Source organism: Bacteroidales bacterium (assembly GCA_035342335.1).
Taxonomy (GTDB): domain Bacteria; phylum Bacteroidota; class Bacteroidia; order Bacteroidales; family JAGONC01; genus JAGONC01.
Genome location: DAOQWY010000005.1, coordinates 151,328 through 172,235, shown reverse-complemented (window position 1 = coordinate 172,235; position 20,908 = coordinate 151,328). Strand labels below are relative to the sequence as shown.

Sequence of the window (20,908 nt, the reverse complement as noted above, 5' to 3'; positions counted from 1 at the left end):
CATACGGAACGGATAACAGCTCGGAAATGCCCATCAGCTCAAAATTTGTTCCCCCCGACGGATCCATTTCAATGCGCAGAAAGTGACATTCCCCTCCCCAGTCAATGGCAGCCATGCTGCCGGAAATGCTCTTGCCCCTGCCGACCTCAATATTGACAAGTCCCAACTCACTGGTAGTAACCGAATGCACCTCCTGGTAGATTTCCGGTCCATTCGTAGCAGATTGCAAGATACTGATCTGCAGGCTGATGTCCTGGCTGGCCAGTACCTGTCCTGTTTTATCCCTTACCACGGCCTGATACTTGAAGGATGGCGGTGCCTGGGACCATGCTGAATGACTCATTTGAAAGACCATTACACCGATAAGGATGATGATCAAGGATACATTTATCTTCATGATGATGAGATTTAGTTGAGTGATGATAGAATTGCCCTGTAAGTTACGACAATATTACCTAAAAGTCAATATCATGTCTGAAAACGATGTCGATGTAACGATGTAGCGATGTAACCATGTAGCGATGTAGCGATGTAGCGATATTCGAAGGATTCATTCTTTATCCCGATGTGAAAGTGTTGAAGGAAATGAAGCAGGTCCCTGCTTGCGCAGGGATGACGGGTCGCAGAGCGATGGGGGAAAAGGTCCCTCACTTCGTTCGGGATGACGGGCGCGCAAGGAGTATTAAAGGAAGCGGCGCGGCACACATCTGAAAATTCACAATGGTGTGCCGCGCCGCTTCCTACTCTGATTTATCGCGAGCCGTCATCCCGAGTGAAACGAGGGATCTGTCAAATGTCAACGATCGCCGTCATCCAAAAGCACAACGAGGGATCTCTTTACCCTCTGGGTACCGTCATTTAACGCTCTGGTTCCGCCTGCGGCGGAATTCAATTAATTCATTCGCCCTTCGCGCTCTGCGCTCACGGCGCAAGCGTATCCTTGAGGCAACGGACAGAAAATCCATACTCCTTACTGTAGTTGTACCGATTTACGTTTGCTGAACTGTATTTCAGGTTTCGAAACCATGCGTAACTGGTAAGCATCTGCGATGATGACCAGAAGTACCCTAAGGCGCCAACATAGAGGAAGTACCCAAAGGTGCCATGGCGGTACCCCCCTGGCAGAGCTGTGAAACCAGATTCATTGGTAGCTCCCTCATTAGGTGAATTCCAGTGGCTGATTCCGGCTTCCTTCAGGTTGCCACCGGAATCTAAACCACGCCATCCTTCTGCATCCCATACAGGATCGCCAACAGGATACTGGCTATCTACTGTACCTTCCAGAATTTTCCATTCATTATCAGTTGGAATATGCCAGCCAATCGGACAGATACCCTGTGCTCCTTCAGTTGTCACATATTGCATGGCCTCACGCCATTCATACATGCCGCCATAAATATCACAATAGGCAGTAATGTCATTGAAACAATACTTTTCAATAATCCCGTTGTTAGTTTGCAATTGCCCACCTGTAGTACTGTTAATCTTCGTTCCTATATTCAGATTTTCAGCCATCCAGCACTGTGTTCCAATCTGTACGGTATTATAGGTCTGTCCTTCATAGAGCACTGGTGCGACACATGGACAGGGAATACCTGGCACCTGCATGATGATGTTCACCAGGGCGATGATGTCCAGCACGTTGATGAAACTGTCGGCATTGATGTCCGCTGCCTCCTCGTTAAACGGATCGGGACTGGCTCCCATGATGTGGTTAACCATAGTGATAATGTCCAGTACGTTGACAAATCCATCCTCATTCACATCGCCGCACAGCATATCGTCCTCCGGCACACTTGGAAAAGATGCCTGTACATTGTTTGTGAAGGCAAATAACATTACCGAAATCAGGATAATCAACGTGTATAACCGTTTCATGGCAGAAAGAATTAAGGTTATTTAGCCCTTAAATATACATATTTTAAGCAGGTTAAACAAATGAGTGATGATATCCGGACTTATTTTATGAACGGAGCTGATTTCTGAATACAAACCAGGAGTTTTTCAACCAGCGGGATGGATGGGTTATGAGAAAAAGGTCCCTCACTTCGTTTGGGATCCGTCATCCGTATGTCAGTGATATACAGATTTTTCAAAGGTGATAATCACCTGCCGCTTCGGGCTGGTAGATGATCTCATCGATTCGGATCCGGGTGAGCCCCGCTGGTACGATCCATTCAATCTCATCCCCCACCTGGTATCCAATCAGCGCAGTGGCAATGGGGGAAAAGATGGATATTTTGTTTTCCTTGACGTTCGCCAGTCTCGGATATACGATCTGGAACTGAACCTGCTTGTTATTGGTCAAAAAGTTCAGCCTGACGATCGAATTCATCGTCACCACATTGGAGGGTATGGCTTCAGGTTCCAGGATCTTTGCCGAGTCGAGCTCCTTCATCAGGCTCTCTGCTTCAATATTGGTGATGGACTTGAATTGTTTTGCGTCGGCAATGCATTTCCTGATCCGCGCATAATCCAGTTTATTTATGATGAGCTTATTCATGTTCAATAGGTTATTATTCATCATTCCGTGGCAAAGATACCCAATAATTCAGTATTGCAAACGATTGAGCCAGGATAGGGTATGCGCTGTTCGAATGGATGATTTTTAATTTATTTACCCTCTCCGAATTGATGGACTACCCTAACCGTCTCCGATCTTCCGCTATTGACTACCCTAACCAGGTACATCCCGGAAGGATAAGCCGCCAGGTCCAGGACGGTTTTACCGGTGCCGATCCCTTCTTTTAGGAAAACCCCCCTGCCATGGAAATCATAGAGGATGATCCTGTTCAGCTCACCTGCATCTGCTGAACTGATTTCGACAATCAATTGCCCGAAAACAGAATTGGGGTAGATGTGTACATATTCATGTTCCGCTGTCCGGCCATCAAGTCCTGTCATCTTATCCGTTTGGAAATCAAAATGATTCAACTGGTCATTCCCTGCAGTAAATATAGTAGCAGGCTTGAGCGGTTCGCTGCAACCTTCATCATCGATAAAGGCATGGAGATAACTTCCCGGTTGGGCATGAAAACCGGTTCTTAGCTTGATGTTATTACCGGCAACCAGGGCGAGTTCACCACCATTCTCAACAATCACGGAGGTTGCATTTCCCGCAACGAAAATGGAGTGGATGGCATCATAACAAAAAGCTTCATTATCAGCGATCGTAATATTTTCCAGAACCAGGTCGTAGTCTTCGCCTTCCAGGAATTCAAGAGCTGACAACCCGAAGCTGTGCCACAACCCATCCCAGTTCGTACAACCGCTGCAGCCGGTCTGATACGTAGCTTCTGCTTCATATTCCTGTGAATCACTCTGTCGGAACACTTTCCACGTGATGGGTTCTCCTTCTGTAAAACCCTGTTTTCCAGCCATATAAGCGTCCTCACCCCAGGCACTTACAGGTATGTTTGAAGTGCCGTTCCAGACAGAAGCACCGCCACATTTTAATGTTTCATTATCAGAAAAAAATACACCAACATAATCTCCTGGACTCAATGGTTCACCGTCAACATTCGGATCTGCACCCAGGGGAATGGCAATGATGTGGAAAGTTGACGTTGTTGTGTATTCCCAGCCAGGGGGAAGTTGTGCATCGTTCAGTAAGGGTATGCCCAGAAATAATCCGGTAAGAATAATCCCAATTCCTGAATATTTTGTTACCATGGTTTATCTTTTTAAATGCCTTATTTCGTTATGATGATCCTGCAGTAACCTGACCTTTCAAAATGTTGAATCCAAATGACATAGGTTCCCGGAGGCAAGGGTCCCAGCTGGACTGAACTGTGGGTGCCTGGTTGTCCGCAGTTCAGCTTCTGCTGTCTCACCAGCTGCCCGTGCATGTCATAAACGGAAAGGTCTGCATCCTGAACCGGGGAACGGAATGAAATCAGAAGTTCACCTTTCGAAGGATTGGGAAAGACATTGAAATAGTTCCCGGCGCTGAAGTTCTCCACTTCCAGCGGCTCAAGGGCGATCCGAATAACAAGGGACAATCCGTTTGTCTGAAAAGTACCTTTGTTGGACAGATCCGTTGAAAAATCCACGATCATCCTGAATTCCTGGTTCGTAGTAGGCCTGAATAACCTGAACGTCATAGGTTCATCTTCAGTCAGGCCCTCGGTGATCTGGTGTGTGGTGAAATCATCTCCAAAGGCAGTCAATCCAACGGGTGTCTGTTTATCAACCACTTCCAGCACTCCTGAACACAAACCGGCTGAATTAAAGACACCGATCACGTCGCCGCTCTCCAGGCTGATCAATGCATCCGTTCCAAAAGCAATGCTGTGTGAATGAGGGGTTGGGTACGCGTCGTTCCAGGGCTGGTTGATCGGGATTATGTCATCGCCCTGGTCAGGACCTTTTGCACCATCTCCGGGATAGGTGACACAACAATCATCGGTGACCAGAATCTGGTAGGCTTTCCCGGTATTTAGCGTTGTCAGGGTATTAATTGACATTGCAGGCCAGTACATCCCCACGCCGGCAATCTCCTTGACGATGATGAGTGTATCTCCCAAAGAATCAAGCAGATCGGTAGTCGTAACGGCAGCAGGGGAAAGCACCGGAATCACATTCCACCCGCCGGTCAGCGAGACCTGAAGGTCTGCGACCGGAAATCCACGAAACGGCAGGATCACCTGGCTGCTCATCTTGATGATATAGCCAGCATATGGATTCCAGGTAATGATGGTATTGATGTCCATCGAAGGCCAGTACACTTTTTCCCTGTCGAGCATGATGATAAGATGGGTATTTGCAGGCTCCAGGAGGACTTCGATGGTATCGTTCCCGGGGTCCAGGTAACTTGAGATGCCACTCCACCCGACCGGCATCGTGATGAGTTGTTCCGTAACGGGAACCAGGATCTCATCCCCGCCGCTGCCCAGTGTGCCACCCTGGTACCCCCCCGAATAAAAGAACTGGGCATCTGTCCTTGAAGGAGTAAAAACATAAAGGAGGATCATCAGGATCAGCTGTACGATGGATTGTGTTTTCATGGGAAGCAGGTGTTTCACATTGGTAATTATTTCGGAAGGTAATGATTCGGTTTGAAGTAGTATTTGCTTTGCAGGTAGGATGTCCAGATATAATCAGGATTGGCCCAGGGCGGGATCGGATCCCACATGATCTCATCATCCGGAAACAAGGGAGCCCGCATGGACCGCCAGGGTTGTTTTTCATCACCTGGCGCTTTGCCCTTCGATCCTGGTGTTCTGGAGGGAGGTTCAGCGGGCTTGGGCGGTTCCTCTGGCACTACGGTTTTTTGTCCCGGAGGGACTGGGCCAGGTGTGGTATTGGTAAGTAACCTGATTGGATCATCCTTGTATTCATTCTTCGGAGCACCCTTCTTTTTTTCATAACTGAGGAGGGTAATTGGTCTGATTTCAGGCTTGCCCTCCTTTATGATTTCTCCCAGATCCTCATCCCAGGAATCCCACCAAAATTCAACGAACTCAACACTTGCTCTTGCTCCTTGAGCTGCTTTCTTAAGCAAATCTATTGCATCCTCATATTCACCTGAACTAATGCCGCCTATGACTTCACCAGCGATGCCTGACACCACACCCAGGACGTTGCCTACTCCCGGAATCAGACCTCCGATCGTACCCATCCCATTGATAAAAGAGCCTGCATCCCCTGCCTGTCTTGCACGTTCCGCAGCTTTTTCAGCTTCTTCGATTTTTCCATGGTCAACGTTAACCTTCAGCCAAATCGCCAGGTAAAGTCTAAAATACGATTTCCAATGTTCCTGCACGATCCAGTGATCTCTCATTTGATAAGCTTCCTTGGTATCTTGATTTATATACAGCTCGGGTGGCCCGTACCAATCTTCCATCGGACCAAACAGTTCCTGAACCATATAAAAAGAAAATTCAATATCAGGAGGATGTGGGATGGCAATCTTACGATATTGTCTGGGTATAAGAGGTTTATTGGGATCAAAATCAAGACCCCACTCTAATTTTAATATTTTAAGCCCTGAGGGGTCGACCAGATTCACCGGATTGTTCAAAACATAGGTATACAGATTGGTTCCATTGACCATACCGGCCGGATCCTTGCTCAGGTACCTGCCAAGTTCAGCATCATAAAACCTGTTCCGGTAAAAATAAAGATTGGTCGCAGGTTCAAATTCTCTTGCGGTGAACTTATAGGGTTGCTCGAAGGTGTAAGCTTCCAGGAAAATATCTCCAAACGGATGATAATCATAGCTGCAAGCAACATTGCCTGCCTGGTCAGTCAGCGCGACGACGCTTCCCAGTCCGTCCTCAGTATAAAAGTAGGTCTCATCTTCCCTTGTAATGCTAAGCGGTTCATCAATGTCAGGACCCTGCAGGTAGGTTGCCAGGGCTTCTCCTGCCTGATCATACTCTGCAAGGGCATTATGCAGATCAGGATGCTGATAGTCGCTCCACCAGCTGTCGTAATCGTAAAAATAGAAGGTTGTGTTGGGATCTGAGCTGCTGCAACGCTCTCCTGTGGGAGTGTAGGTGTTGAGCTGTTCAAACGAGGGTCCCAGTACCTGTGTAAGCCTGTCCTTTTCATCATAGAAAAACTGAGTGACGCCATCGGGCCCCATCCTGATCAACTGATTTCCATTGTTATCATATTCATAAAAATGGATTCCATCAGAGGTCAGACGGTTATCCTCATCATAGTCGTAATAGGTCAACAATCCGTTGATCATTTCTGAAGTGCGGTTGCCAGCGGCATCGTAGGCGTATTCCGTAAGTCCCTCCGGTGTATTGACACTGATGAGCTGGTAAGCATCGTCGTAGGAGTAAGCATGGAATACAGGTCCGGCCAGGTCTTCCGTCCTGTTCCCGACATTGTCATAGAAGTAGGAATGGCTGGCAATGGTTTCCCTTGCGCTGATGGTAAGCTGGTTGGTCAGCCGGCCGGCATCATCGTAGGCATAAGTAGTCTGTATCCCGTTGGGCATCACCATGCTCAACCTGTTGCCGGCCGCATCATACCCGAAAGATAACGTACCCTTTGACGGATCGTTGATACTGACCACCCTGTTGGCATCATCGTAGCTGTAGGTGACCGTCCCTTTTTCCAGACCGGTATAACTGATCCTTCTGCCTGCTGGATCATAGGTATAATATACCGTTTTTGTGAACAGGCCGTGAAAATTGTGCGCAACCGAGGTCAGCCGGTTCAGGGCATCATAGGTCCTGTTGATGATACAGCCACATCCCCCTGTGTTCTGACTCAGGATCAGATTTCCCACGCCATCCCATCCGTAAGCGTCTGTCTCGCCGTCTGGATAGGTTTCCAGGATCCGGCGGTTTCGCTGGTCATAAGTATAGCTGATGGTACTTCCGTTTGCATCGGTGCGGGAGCTGATCTTTCCGACAGGATCATAGGCGTAGCTGGTGATGAAGTTCATCGGGCTTTTCTCGGAAGTGAGCCGGTTCGCGGCGTCATAGGTGTAGGTGGTGGTATTCATTTTACCGTCGGTAACGGTAAGGCGGTTTCCACCTGCATCATACGTATAAACAGTCATGCGGCCCAGGGGATCGGTGATCAGGACCGGGAGGTTCACGGCATCAAAAACATACGTGGTCATCTTGCCGTTGGCATCGGTCACTGAGGTGAGATTGCCATTGGGATCATAACCATACGCAGTAGTTCCTCCCATTGGCCCGGTAACGGAAACCAGCTGGTTCAGACCGTCAAAACCGTAGGTGGTTGTCTTGCCGTTGGCATTGGTGAAAGATGCCCTGTTCCCTGACGGGTCGTACGTATAATAAGAGCTGTTTCCAAGGGCATCGGTCACCGAAAGGATCCGGCCGAAGGGGTCCCAGCTAAAGGAAAGGGTATTTCCGTTGGGATCTGTTTCGGAAAGCTTATGCCCGGCAGGGGTATATGAATATTGCGTCAAACCTCCAAGGGCATCGGTCTTCATGGTCGTCCTGTTTAACAAATCATAGGTGTATGAGGTGAGATATCCGTTGGCATTGGTTTCCGAAAGTTTATTTCCATTGAAATCATAGGCGTGGAATCTGATGTTTCCGATCGCATCCGTTTCGCTGAGAAGCCTGTTCAATGCATCATAGGTAAAAACGGTCGCATGGCCGTTTGCATCGGTGATGCTTGTTCTGTTGCCTGCCTGATCATATGCATAGGATTTAACATTCCCCAGCGGATCAGTCACGGCAACCAGGTGGCAGCAATTATACAGGTATTGTGTGGTATGATTGTTCTTGTCCTTAAAGCTTGTTACTTTCCCAGTTCCGTTATAGGCATAGGTTTCAGTATAACCAGCGGGATCGGTCACCGAGGTGATCCTTCCCAGCGGATCACGGGCATATTGTGTCGCCGATCCATTCCGGTCCGAATAGGCAATCAGGTTGCCGGCCGGATCGTAGGCAAAAGTTTCGGTATTTCCCTGGGGATCCGTCGTAGCGATATGTTGCCCTCTTACATCGTAAAGAAAAGCAGTGCTGTATCCTCTTTCGTCTGTGAAACCAGTCAGCTTTCCGGCCGGATTGTAAGCATAGTTCCTTGTATACCCCATTGGATCCACGACAGATGTCACCTTATTCATGAAATCATATCCATAGGTCCAGGTATTGCCCGCCTTGTCCGTGGTATTGACCGGGTTTCCCGCGGCATCGTACGAAATGGTCTCCGTGTTACCGTAAGGATCCGTAAGCCCGGCCTGTCGTCCGAGACAATCATAGGTAAACTGCGTTGTGCCTCCATTTTTTTCCGTGTGGCCGGTTTGATTTCCCATCAGGTCATAGGTAAATGACTCGGTTCCTCCCAGCGGATCCTGGGTGGTGGTCAATCGGTTATGGCAATCATAGGCATAGGTAAACAGGCTACCCTTCCGGTCTGTGTATGAGATTCTGTTGCCAACCTGATCAAAGGTGAACGATTCCTGAATTCCTAACGGGTCAATGGTGGTGATGAGCCTATTCAGACAATCATAGACATAGGATGTTGTATTACCATCACGGTCGGTTTCCGTGAGCTTATTTCCAGCCGGGTCATAGGAAAAACTATCGGTTAAGCCAAGAGGATCCGTGATCCCGGTATTCCTCCCCATGCAATCAAAAACAAAGGTCGTGGTGTGGCCATTCTTATCCGTTACAGCAGTTCTGTTTCCTGCCGGATCGTATGCATAGATCATCTGGTAACCCTTAGGATCCGTCGTTCTGAAAAGGTTTCCCCTGCAATCGTGCTCTAAAATGGTCGTCTGACCGGTTTTGTCTGTTTCACTGATCAGCAGTCCCGCAGGATCATACGTATACGTTTCTGAATATCCGTTGGCATCGGTTGTGCCCGTTAACTGCCCCCGGCAGTCATAGGAACGGGTAATCGTATGTCCGTTTTGATCCGTATGGCTAATCCACTGGCCAATGGCGTTATAGGCATAGGTTTCCGTACTGCCTGAACAATCTGTTTTGCTCACCATCCAATCCCTGACATTATAGGAATAATAAGTCGTCTGGCCATAGGCATCTGTAACGGAGATCAAGTTACCCGCCTCGTCCCAGTTGGTGGTGGTTGTACCGCCTGATGCATCTAAAGTTGTGAGGATCCTGTTGGCAGCATCATAGGTGTATGATGTGGCGCAGCCTTTTGGGTCCGTTACACTCAGCAGACTGGAATTTTCATTATAGGTATAATTCGTCGAGTTGCCCATCGCATCCGTTCGGGCTGTCATTCGGTTGAGGATATCGAAGGTAAAGGTGGTTGTGTATCCATTTTTGTCAGTCGTACTCAGTTCGTTTCCGACACCATCATACGTCCGTAACTCAGTGAAGGCAAGGGCATCCGTGGTGCTGATCTGATACCCGTGTTCATTGTAACCAAACAGGGTCGTACAGCCATTGTTATCCGTAAAACCGGTCATGTTTCCAAACGCATCGTATGCATAGCTTTGCGTATGGCCAAGGCAATCTGTCCGGCCGGTCTGATTCCCTGAAGCATCGTATGAAAAAGTAGTAGAATTTCCATTCCTGTCGGTTATGCTGGTTACCTGATTGAAATTGTCCTCATAGGTCATTTGCTCTGTGAATCCCAGGCAGTCAGACACACTCAGTATATTGCCCCGGTCATCATAGGTAAGGAGGAGCGTTGCTCCGGTTTCACTGGTATAGGTTATGATGTTGTTCTGATCGTCCCATACGAATTGAATGGTGTTTCCGTCGGGTTGCCGGATGCTGACTACGCGCTTTAAATCATCAAATGTATAGATAAAACTTCTGTCCTCTGCCGAAACAGCTTGAGAAACAGTCGTTTTACTTTCGATGGGATCATAACTGAATGCCTTGATCATATTCACTGCCGGACAGGCGACACTTGCAACGGCCCCCTCCGTGTTGTACGTGATTTCAACATCGCTCCCCCTGGGATCCGTAATGGTGGTCATGTTGCCCGACGTGCCATATGAATAGGTATAGCTGTAGTCCAGAGGACCTGTTACGCCTGTCAGGAACCAGTACCCTGCTGACTGATCGTAGGCATAGCTGAAAATCCTGTCAGGAGTTGTATTGGGGTCCGTAATGGTGGTTAAATGGTTGTCCGTCCAGCCCAGAACCAGTTGTCTGCCCGACGGATCGGTGATCGTGGTCAGGTGCCCGCTCACATACGATAATGTCATCGTATTCCCGTTCGGATCCACGATCCTTGTGAGCTGTTTGTGCCCCGGATCCTCAAAATAATATTCGTATCCTGATTTTGTTCGCAGCAGGTACTTGTCAGGCTCATATTCGGAGAAGCTATCGTGTACACCGGCAGGTGGCTCATAGGCAGTGCCATCCCATACATACTCGTCAGTCTGACCATCCATCCTTTCAAGAATGATCGTATCCACTGAAAGGTCATTTTTGATATAGTACCTCAGGCTGTAGGTATGCGACCAGCCATGACCGTAACCCCAGTCTCGCTGTGTCCTTCCGCTGTTGTAGTAAAAAGTAATGTCCATCGACAAACCTTGGCCGGGAATGACCAGGTCGGACCGTTCGTGAAGAAGGTTACCGGTATAGGTATTCACAAAGATCCCCGGCCAGGGACCTGGTTCATTGGGTACTGTTTCCCTTAATGCAAACACATTTGGGATGGCTATGAAAGTGGCATAGCTAAAAAAAAATGCAATCAGTACCGCCTTGAATAAACAGGGAGTAGATTTTCGAATCATGGGAGGGATTTTAAGTGGTGAAATGATTCAAATTGATGCCCAAATATAATCAATGCTTCTCTGAAAACCAAATTTTTGCAGTAAAAAAAAACAGGTCTACTGCGACAAATTGATCTTTTCCCATTTTTTGCAGTAGCAATGCATCCATCTGCCCCAGTTTGATGCCGTTTTCCTTTACCTCACCGGCTGTCGGCACACCCGGAAAATTCCTGTGCTGCTGAATGTACCCCTCCAATTCCAAACATTGCCTGTGTTCAAAAAGACCCCCTTGCCCGAATTCAAATACTTGATAGGCAACACTACTGACCTGAGTTTCCGTAGTGGAATGAAAACCACTCCATCTTCGTCATCAACGATGAGCCTCCCCACATACCATCCTGGTTCCAGTCGATCAGGAAATACGTTGAATCAGGTTCTGGCCAACGATCGTAAAGGGCGCCGGAATGATCAGGCCGGCATCGCCATCCCCCTGCCCTTCGTAGGCATTATAGGGTGCAAATCCCGGACAAAGCCTGGCATTTCCGTCTGTTTCCATATCAGGCGAAGACCCGAACAAGCCCCCGGGTTTATTGTGCTCTATCCAATCGGCTGATAATACGGTTTTACAGGTAGTGAACTGACCCAGTGTTCCCGTGGCAGGGTAAGCCAGAGAGCCTTCGGGGGCATTTCCAAATTCAGGCGCTTGTGCATACATCGGTTCAATGTTTTAAAAGAAACCACAGACACCGGAAATGAACAGAAATATCAGCTTCTTCATAGCCAGGGAATTGAGAGTTGATGACAGCTTGATCTTTAGCAAATAATTTATAATCAATTCAATAATCAAAACTAAAGTTTCATAAGGGAAAAACTGAAGGATTCGTATTGGATAATGGAGTTCCGCCTCAGCAAGCTCAAATAAGGTTGAACCCGGTCAGCAATGAAAATTGAAAGATGCATTCCATAAGGTAAAAATCCATTCCGCTTCACCTGAATAACCAATGAGTAAGAATCGTCCAGAGTGACATAAATATAGTGATTATAAAAAGTAAAAGCAAGTATTATTTTTGGGAAAGGATCGCAAAAAAAACACTTGACAGGCCCATAATCATTTTCTACCTTTCAGGCAGGAATTATTTGCATTGAATAATTTTTAAGCTACTTAAAATGAACAGATTAACCATCACCCTGATCCTGTGTTTGATCAGCAGTCTCATCTTCGCCCAGGTCCCCCACTCCTTCAGCTACCAGGCCGTGGTCCGAAACAGCAATGGGGAACCACTGGCCTACCAGCTCACCAGCTTCCGGATCAGCCTGCTGCAGGGCAGCGACGTTGGTCCAACCAGCTACCAGGAAACCCACCTGGCAGCCACCAACTTCTTCGGAATGGTGAACCTGAAGATCGGGAGAGGCGACGTGATCATCGGTGCATTTGACACGCTTTCCTGGGGTTCAAACAGCTACTTCATCAAAGTGGAAGCAGACATTTCAGGCAAGAATAACTTTACGGTAATGGGAACCACCCAGCTACTTTCGGTTCCCTATGCCCTGTATGCTGAAAAAGCGGGAGGTGGGAAGCGGGAGGCGGATCTTGATTGGGAGGTGATTGGCAATGACGTGGTAACGGGTCATGGTGGGAGTTACCCCGCCGGGAATGTCGGCATCGGGAATAATGCTCCCGGATCGTTGCTGTATGTGGCAAAGAACACCGGGGAACCCGCCATCACCATCCGGAACATGGGAGGTGGCGGGGGAGCCACCTATTCGATGGTGGACGACTTCAGCGGTGCCAGCTGGAAATTCAAGGCCACCACCTTCGGGGGATTTAAGATCCGGGACCAGGCAAACGCCCTGGATGTGTTCACCATTGAACCTAACAGCGCCGCAAATTCACTGTATATTAAAACAGGAGGCAATATCGGAATCGGGACCACCCTGCCCGCGTTTAAGCTGGATGTGTCCGGAAACGTCAATGCATCCGGCTATTATAAAGGAGGTATCCCATTCCTGCCGTCGGGACTTCAGGACCTGGATGGCGATACCAGGATCAATGCCGAAGAAAATCCAGATGAGGACATCATCCGGTTTTACACCGGGGGACAGGAACAGATGAGAATGATGGATAAACGGATGGAGATCATCAATCCTGACAGAAATATTTTTATTGGTGAACACAGTGGTGAAAACAATGCCGGAGGCATTCACAATGTATACCTGGGCCGGCTTGCGGGTCAAAACAATACAACGGGATCCTATAATGTCATTTTGGGTGATTCCGCCGGCAGGGATAACTCGGAGGGATATAACAACGTCTTTGTGGGTGCCTGGAGCGGAACGTTGAACACCACCGGCATCTGCAATGCTTTCTTTGGTGCGGATGCAGGTGAACGGAACCAGACAGGCACGCGAAACGCCTACCTTGGCTACGGTGCAGGTTATAAATCCACAGGATCAAGGAATACGTTTGTGGGGAGCCATGCCGGGGTGTACAACACAGCTGGTGACAACAATACGTTTGTCGGACAGGCTGCAGGTTATAATAATTCAGGCAACCTGAATGTATTTATCGGGAAATCGGCGGGCGCCAATGAAGGCGGATCAAATAAGCTCTACATAGCCAATTCGGATACATCCGGGCCACTGATCTATGGTGAATTCGACAATAGAAAACTGCATTTTCATGCCAATACATTTCTTATCGGAAAGTCCAATCAGATACTAAGTTACTCCGGCAATGTGGTACTGGGTCCAGGGGCTGGTTTTACCAACGGGCAGACAGGCTCGAGTTCGCAAAATGTTTATATCGGTCAGAATGCAGGTTATGACGATATAGAGAGTGATAATAATGTATTTATCGGAGCCCATAGCGGTAATAAAAATACCAGAAGCCAGGGGAATGTCTTCATTGGAGCTGAGGCTGGCTGGCGCAATACAACAGGAGGAGCCAATACCCTCCTTGGGATGAATGCAGGGCGTCTGAACCAAACGGGTCAGGGAAATGTATTTATCGGGTACTGGGCAGGAAGAAATGAATTTAGATCCAATAAATTGTACATCGCTAATTCAGAAACTGCAGAACCCCTGATATATGGCGATTTTGCAGAAAAACGGGTGAAAATGTGGGCCGACAACCTGGAAGTGGAAGGCAAGACCAGCAGCAGGGATGGATACAATGTGGATGGAGACGACGGCATCTATGATACAGTTTTCATGATCACCAGCTTCGATTTTGCAAGCCAGAAGATCAAATTCCGTAAACAGGTGATCAAGGGAGGCATCATCATCGAACTGACAGGTGAATCGGCTTGGGCAGACAGCATCAACAAGCAGTACCTGTTCTGCGACGACGGACTGACGGATGAACGGGATGGCCGGAGTTATCAAACCGTGCTGATCGGTGATCAGTGCTGGATGGCGGAAAATCTCGACGTGGGAACCAGGATCGATGGAACAATTGAGCAATCGGACAATGGAACCATTGAAAAGTATTGCTATTATGACAACGAAACGAATTGTTCTACATATGGAGGACTTTACTCCTGGAACGAACTGATGCAGTATAAGACCACACCCGGTACACAGGGGATCTGCCCCAAGGGCTGGCACGTTCCGACCGACGAAGAATACAAGATCCTGGAAGGCACGGTCGATAGTTTGTACAAGGTCGGGAATGCGCAATGGGATCTGTTCGGCTGGAGGGGATATAATGCAGGTAAAAACCTGAAGTCAGCGGTCGGATGGGGTAGTGGAAACGGAACGGATTCAGCCGGATTTCATGCCGTGCCGGGAGGAATGCTGCTGTTTGGTAATGACTTCATCGAAGATAGCACCTCTGCTTTTTTCTGGACCTCTTTTTCCGACAATTCGCGGGCATATTTCAGGCAACTCTACCGTGACTACAATACGATTGCAAGAGATTCATCCAATGCTTTCGTGAACGGCTACTCTCTTCGTTGCCTTAAAGGAGCCGGCATTGACCTTCCAACAGTGGTCACAGCAATGATCACCAACATCACCGACACGACTGCAACCGGAGGTGGCAACATTACATCGGATGGAGGCGCTCCCATTACATCACGAGGCGTGGTATGGAGCACGCAGGAGAATCCAACCCTATCTGAAAGTTCAACCACAGACGGGATGGGTAAGGGAACATTTACAAGCATTTTGACCGGGCTGATCAACGACACCAGCTACTATGTAAGAGCCTCTGCAACCAACAGTGCAGGAACAGCTTACGGGGAACAGGTTGGCTTCACCACAAGAGGGAGTCCGTGTCCCGGAATCCCATACGTGGAATGGCAAGGTACAACCTACTCGGCGATACTGGTCGGCAACCAGTGCTGGCTGAGGGAAAACCTGGATGTCGGTTCCATGATCCATGTCGGCCTGAAACAGCAAGATAACAGCATTCTTGAGAAATACTGCTATGGGAACGATCCGGAAAACTGTATAAAATATGGCGGTCTGTACCAGTGGCCCGAGGCCATGCAATATGTCACCCAACAGGGTACACAGGGTATTTGTCCTCCCGGCTGGCATATCCCCCGGGATGATGAAATGAACGTTCTGGCAGGCTTCGCCGACAGTCAATTCGATGCCGATGATGCACTTTGGTACAATGCGGGCTTTCAGGGTTTCGATGCAGGAAAAAACCTCAGGTCCATTTTCTCCTGGACGACCAATGGAACTGATCTGTACGGATTCTCTCAACTGGGTTCCGGTTTTGCATGGGTAGGTACCAACTTCGGTTATTTAAACGCTTATGGCATTATGTGGACCTCCTCGGAAATTGAGGGTGCAAATACCGCTTGGGACAGGGAGATCTATCACAGTCAGGATGGCATCGAACGCTGGCCGGCAGATAAAGGAAGTTTCGGGCTGTCCATCAGATGCCTCAGTGATGAAACTGCCCTGCCTGCGATTACCACGACACCCGTATCCAACATCACGGAAATTTCTGCCACCAGTGGCGGGAATATCACCGATGACGGCGGGAGTGTCGTTACGACTCACGGCGTGGTGTGGAGCACATCCGAATACCCCACCCTGAATGATAATTTCACTACCGACGGAGCGGGAACCGGTGAGTTCATCAGCACTATGACCGGATTCACTTCCAGCACGCAGTACTATGTCAGGGCGTATGCGACCAATGCAACAGGGACTGGATACGGCAACCAGATTCGTTTCACCAGCGGCGGTCAGCCCTGTCCGGGTACACCAACGGTCCTTTATGATGGACAGACCTACCATACGGTCCTGATCGGCAGTCAGTGCTGGCTGGAAGAGAACCTGAATGCGGGTACCATGATCGAAGGCATTAATAATCAGACCAATAACGATATTGTTGAGAAATATTGCTATAACGACGATCCGAATAACTGCCTGGTTTATGGGGCGTTATACCAATGGAATGAAGCCATGCAATATAACACCGTCGAAGGATCGCAGGGCATTTGCCCCGAGGGATGGCACATCCCCACCGACCAGGAACTGAAGACACTGGAAGGAACCGTCGATACTCAGTATGGATTGGGTGACCCGGTCTGGGATGAGGCTGGCTGCCGGGGCAATGATGCCGGTACCCACCTCAAATCCTTCTCCGGCTGGCCGGAATGGTGTAATGGTGATAATCTCTCGGGATTTAATTATCTGCACTCGGAGGGCTATCGCCAAACGGACGGGACTTTTATAGCTGCAGAAGGCGGATCGCCTTTGTGGTCTTCGTCCCAGTACAATGGTAACAGCAGCTGGCCGCGTACATTCCCATGCTACATGGGTGGATTATGCAGGAATTATGACGATAATCGGTACGGTTGGAGCATCCGGTGCATCAAAAATTGATTTTAAAAAAATCCTGTTGTATCTTTATACCTATAAAGCACCCTGCCATGAATATCAAATCCCATTTTATCCTGACCACTGTGGCACTCCTGCCGTTATTGCTGACAGGCTTCTCAGGCAATTTAATCACAACCTCCTTTCTTAAACCAGTTTCCCGTGACATCCTCCAGGGAGACTTTACCGGAACGTATACCCTGAGCTATGAAGGAACCACCCTGACCCTTGCCATCCAGCAGGATCCCACTGGTTCGATTAAGGGGACACTGACAAGCACTACTGGAGTCCATTACCAGCTTGAGGGACAGGTGACCGAAGGCGTTGCAGTGGGAGCTTGTTATGATCAACAGGGGGGCGTCTATTTCGAGGCCTATTTCGCCGATCAGCAACTGGTCTTCACCATGATCGAACCGGATGAATATAACATGCCCAATTACAACACGGCACAGACCCTGACTTTTAACCGGTCAGGGACGGGTACGCAGATTCCGGGAATGGGAGCTCCCCGGACGGCCGAACAGAAACAGCCCTCGGGAAATGCTCCCGCCCCTGCTTCGGACATTATGAATCAGTTAGCCGGCAGCTGGACCACCACGACCACCAATACGCAAACATGGATCACGTTCCGGCCGGATGGAACCTTCTCTGATCAGTATGAATCCTCCTACTCCGGAAACTTTGATAATCAGTACGGCGGCAATGAGGGCAACTGGGGAGCATACAACCAGCAAAACGCCTCCGGAACATGGACGGTCAACGGGACCAGGGAGCAGGGCATCATCACGGTTATTTATAATAATGGCCAGCAAAGGAATGTTGAATACCGCGTCCATATGGAAAAAGGACAGACCTACTGGAACGAATACTGGTTCAACGATGTGTTCTATTACAGGGAAAGATAGTGTTGTTCTTTTATCCTTCCACCAATAATAATTTCTTCAATAATATACGAAATCTTTATATGTTTGCGTTTTTAAAAAAATTTCACCTGCTTATGAAGCCCGGATTCTTCCACCTCCTCGTTTTGTTCGGTGCATTTTCCCTGCTCAATCAAGCATCTTTTGCCCAGCCTGCATCCCCTGTAAGGCCTTTCCAGATGACCATCATGGTCAGTGACCTTGGAAGATCAATCGCCTGGTACAAGGAAATGCTCGGATTTGGATTATCCGAAAAATACAACGTCGCACAGCAAAAATCAAAAAACGCCATCCTTCAACTGGATGGCTTCTTCATTGAATTAGTGCAAAAAGAAAATACCTGTTCCCGTGATCTTGTCAACCTGCCCCCTGATGCTGAGATCTGCGGATTTTTCAAGGCCGGTTTTCGGGTAAACGATTTTGAAAATTTTCATCGGCAGATAAAACAACTTCATCCTGAACAGGTTACAGACATCATAACCAGTCAGATCAGCGGTTCGGTCTATTTCTATATGGTTGATCCGGATCAAACGATGATACAGATCTTCCCTTCCCCCAATGCAAAAGATCCCAATCCAATCAAACCTTATCTGGTCGGCATCATCGTCGACAACATGGAATCCGAAATCAACTGGTATGAACAAAACCTGGGCTATGCGTTTACGCAGAAATGGGATGTGACCGCCGAAAATCAGTACGTAAGGCTTCTGGTTTCCGGTTCTTTCGTCGTTGAACTTCGGAAAGAAAAGATCAACCAGGTGCACACTGCAGGACTTCAGCTTCCCGAAGGTAAGACCACCCTGCTTGGCATTCAGGCAATGGCGTTCAGGGTGGATAATATTCAGACCTATTCCGAGACATTGAAAGAAAACAAGACTCCCCTTCTGAGGGAGATCACCAGAATACCGGCCGGAAGGTACACGGCATTCCTGGAGATCGAGGACGCTGAAAAAAATCCCATCCGGATCATCCAGTAACTGCCATTCCAATCCCTGATTTTCATAACTTGCAGTCCTATCTGATAAAAATTTCAAGGGATGTTGCTACCCAGGCATGCAAAATGGGAAAAGATCCTTTTTGTGGCCTTCGGGCTTCTGCTCTGGATCTATGTCTGGCTTCGGGCAATCCAGGTTCCTTTGATCTACGATGAGATTGCCACTTTTTTTCACTATATCCATTCGAGTTCCTTCCTGCCCTTCCGGTCGCACCTGGATGCGAACAATCACCTCCTGAATTCGGCACTTACGTGGATTTCGTATGAAATCCTCGGGTCTTCTCCCCTGGCCCTTCGGCTGCCAAACGTTCTGTCGTTTCCCCTGTTCGTCTTTTTTGTCTGGAAATTCGCCCGGCAGATACAGTTGCCCCTGCTTCGCTGGATCTTTATCCTGGCACTGCTCTTTGCCCATAATTTTCTGGAATTCTTTGAGTTGACAAGGGGTTATGGCTTGTCGATGGCCCTGATGCTGGGAGCGTGCTGGTACCTGTATGCGCTCCGATTCGGATATTCCATGAGGAACGCCATCCTGACGCTGATCCTGGGAATCCTGGCGACTTCAGCCAACCTTAATCTCGTGTACACCTTCATTCTCCTGCAGATACTGCTGGGGATCCGGTTACTCAGGCCGGACAAGGGGCTTATAAAATTCCAACTTCCAGTGCCCAAATCTCCTCCCCCCACTCCCACTCCAGCTCCGACTCCCACCCCCACTCACACCCCTCCCCCCGCACCCACACCCACACCCACACCCACACCCACACCCATTTCTCCTCTCTCCTCTCTCCTCTCTCCTCTCTCATTTCTCCTCCTCAGCCTCCTGCCCACCGCATTCTTCATTCTTTACCTGCTCCGGCTCAAGAGCGCAGGGGCCCTTTACTTCGGTTCTTCTGAAGGACTGGCCCGCACAACATTTCTTTCGCTTTACGGATTGCTTTTTGAAAACGGACACATCGTTTTCCTGTATTATGCCGCCTTATTGTTTTTTGCATCCGCAGGCATTTATCTGTACCTTAACCTCGCCCGCAAACATAACCCTGACTGGCTGAATCCACGGTCCCTCTTTCTCTTTCTTCTGACCGGGAATATGATTGCTGCCTGGCTTGTCCACCTGATCTTCAAGATGAATTATCACGAAACCCGAACCGCACTGTACCTCTATCCCCTGTTCGTCGGAACAGGGATCTTTGCACTCGATACCTTCATTTACCAGACCAATAAGCGATGGAGTGTCCTCCTTTCGATTCCGCTGCTACTGATCCCTGTGAGCTTCGCTGTGAATGTCAATCTTTCCCACGTTTCTTTTGAGAATGAACGGATACCTGAACGCTTTTACAAAACCATCCGATCCGATCCACAGGCGATGGGATACCCGGCTACAATCGGAGGATACCGTGGCCGGGCAATGCAATGGGCTTACCTCAACTTCAGAAACGGTGGAAATGCAGGTGTGGTCCAGAGCTCAGATTATCCTGGACAGATTGCTGATTATCAGATTGTGGATATTCGGGTAAATTCGGAATGGAAAACGAACTATGACTCACTTGATTTTGATCCTCAAACTGGTTTTTATCTACTCAAAAGGAAGTCCGTACTCCATCGTAACCTAATCGCGGATGTCCCGGTACGTGCAACGGCCCAGGCATCCTATGAGGAATTTATGGACCTGGGGCATGGTGATCTTGATACGCTGATTGGGAAATCACTTTATGCCGGATACAAATTATCCGTTTCATCACCCGTCAAGCCCCTCCAGGTGTGGGTGGTCTTCACGGTACTGGCTAAAGACAGAAAGGTGTTGCGTTATGAACATATTCCCCTGAATTGGTTACGGACGGAATGGCCCGGAGAGGAACATCCGCTGATCAACGGCCTCTATTTGTCCGAATTACCTGACAGTGCACAAACCTATGTCACTTATTTGTGGAATATCAAAAAAGTACCTGTGGAAATCACAGGAGGACAATTCGAACTGTACGATCTTCAAACAACCGATAAGAATTGAAT

11 protein-coding genes are annotated in these 20,908 nt (G+C 48.5%); 4 read left to right on the top strand and 7 right to left on the bottom strand.

The genetic code is table 11. The annotated features are described in order from the left end of the window. The 7 genes from PKI34_04395 to PKI34_04365 form a co-directional block, all read right to left on the bottom strand. A partial coding sequence (locus tag PKI34_04395; GenBank protein ID HNS17047.1) for a hypothetical protein occupies positions 1-397 on the bottom strand: 397 nt, incomplete at its 3' end. A gap of 524 nt (positions 398-921) precedes the next feature. Further along, positions 922-1,878, bottom strand: a complete 957-nt coding sequence (locus tag PKI34_04390; GenBank protein ID HNS17046.1) for an FISUMP domain-containing protein — start codon at positions 1,876-1,878, stop codon at positions 922-924. Positions 1,879-2,092: 214 nt separating this feature from the next. Next, complete coding sequence (gene rnk / locus PKI34_04385) at positions 2,093-2,503, bottom strand: nucleoside diphosphate kinase regulator (protein ID HNS17045.1); 411 nt, start codon at positions 2,501-2,503, stop codon at positions 2,093-2,095. A 110-nt stretch (positions 2,504-2,613) separates the two neighbouring features. Continuing rightward, positions 2,614-3,672, bottom strand: a complete 1,059-nt coding sequence (locus PKI34_04380) for a T9SS type A sorting domain-containing protein (GenBank protein ID HNS17044.1) — start codon at positions 3,670-3,672, stop codon at positions 2,614-2,616. 20 nt (positions 3,673-3,692) lie between these two features. Further along, entirely contained in the window at positions 3,693-5,006 is a 1,314-nt protein-coding gene (locus PKI34_04375) for a T9SS type A sorting domain-containing protein (GenBank protein HNS17043.1), read from the bottom strand. A gap of 26 nt (positions 5,007-5,032) precedes the next feature. After that, entirely contained in the window at positions 5,033-11,167 is a 6,135-nt protein-coding gene (locus PKI34_04370) for an RHS repeat-associated core domain-containing protein (GenBank protein HNS17042.1), read from the bottom strand. Between the two features lie 391 nt (positions 11,168-11,558). Then, complete coding sequence (locus tag PKI34_04365) at positions 11,559-11,861, bottom strand: hypothetical protein (GenBank protein HNS17041.1); 303 nt, start codon at positions 11,859-11,861, stop codon at positions 11,559-11,561. Positions 11,862-12,313: 452 nt separating this feature from the next. Between PKI34_04365 and PKI34_04360 the strand changes: the two genes are divergently transcribed. The 4 genes from PKI34_04360 to PKI34_04345 all read left to right on the top strand — a co-directional run bounded on the left by PKI34_04360 (position 12,314) and on the right by PKI34_04345 (position 20,906). Beyond that, a complete protein-coding gene (locus tag PKI34_04360) occupies positions 12,314-16,993 on the top strand; it encodes an FISUMP domain-containing protein (GenBank protein ID HNS17040.1) in 4,680 nt (1,559 codons plus the stop codon). A 47-nt stretch (positions 16,994-17,040) separates the two neighbouring features. Beyond that, entirely contained in the window at positions 17,041-17,892 is an 852-nt protein-coding gene (locus PKI34_04355) for a hypothetical protein (GenBank protein ID HNS17039.1), read from the top strand. 92 nt (positions 17,893-17,984) lie between these two features. After that, positions 17,985-18,884 carry a VOC family protein gene (locus PKI34_04350; GenBank protein HNS17038.1) on the top strand — a complete coding sequence of 300 codons (900 nt, stop codon included), beginning with the start codon at positions 17,985-17,987 and terminating at the stop codon, positions 18,882-18,884. Positions 18,885-18,944: 60 nt separating this feature from the next. After that, positions 18,945-20,906 carry a hypothetical protein gene (locus PKI34_04345; protein ID HNS17037.1) on the top strand — a complete coding sequence of 654 codons (1,962 nt, stop codon included), beginning with the start codon at positions 18,945-18,947 and terminating at the stop codon, positions 20,904-20,906. Positions 20,907-20,908: the final 2 nt, after the last annotated feature.

Bases quoted from the DNA above. Each gene is read 5' to 3' on its own strand.
- PKI34_04390 (HNS17046.1), bottom strand. From the start codon at position 1,878: ATGAAACGGTTATACACGTTGATTATCCTGATTTCGGTAATGTTATTT.
- rnk (HNS17045.1), bottom strand. From the start codon at position 2,503: ATGAATAAGCTCATCATAAATAAACTGGATTATGCGCGGATCAGGAAA.
- PKI34_04380 (HNS17044.1), bottom strand. From the start codon at position 3,672: ATGGTAACAAAATATTCAGGAATTGGGATTATTCTTACCGGATTATTT.
- PKI34_04375 (HNS17043.1), bottom strand. From the start codon at position 5,006: ATGAAAACACAATCCATCGTACAGCTGATCCTGATGATCCTCCTTTAT.
- PKI34_04370 (HNS17042.1), bottom strand. From the start codon at position 11,167: ATGATTCGAAAATCTACTCCCTGTTTATTCAAGGCGGTACTGATTGCA.
- PKI34_04365 (HNS17041.1), bottom strand. From the start codon at position 11,861: ATGTATGCACAAGCGCCTGAATTTGGAAATGCCCCCGAAGGCTCTCTG.
- PKI34_04360 (HNS17040.1), top strand. From the start codon at position 12,314: ATGAACAGATTAACCATCACCCTGATCCTGTGTTTGATCAGCAGTCTC.
- PKI34_04355 (HNS17039.1), top strand. From the start codon at position 17,041: ATGAATATCAAATCCCATTTTATCCTGACCACTGTGGCACTCCTGCCG.
- PKI34_04350 (HNS17038.1), top strand. From the start codon at position 17,985: ATGAAGCCCGGATTCTTCCACCTCCTCGTTTTGTTCGGTGCATTTTCC.
- PKI34_04345 (HNS17037.1), top strand. From the start codon at position 18,945: ATGTTGCTACCCAGGCATGCAAAATGGGAAAAGATCCTTTTTGTGGCC.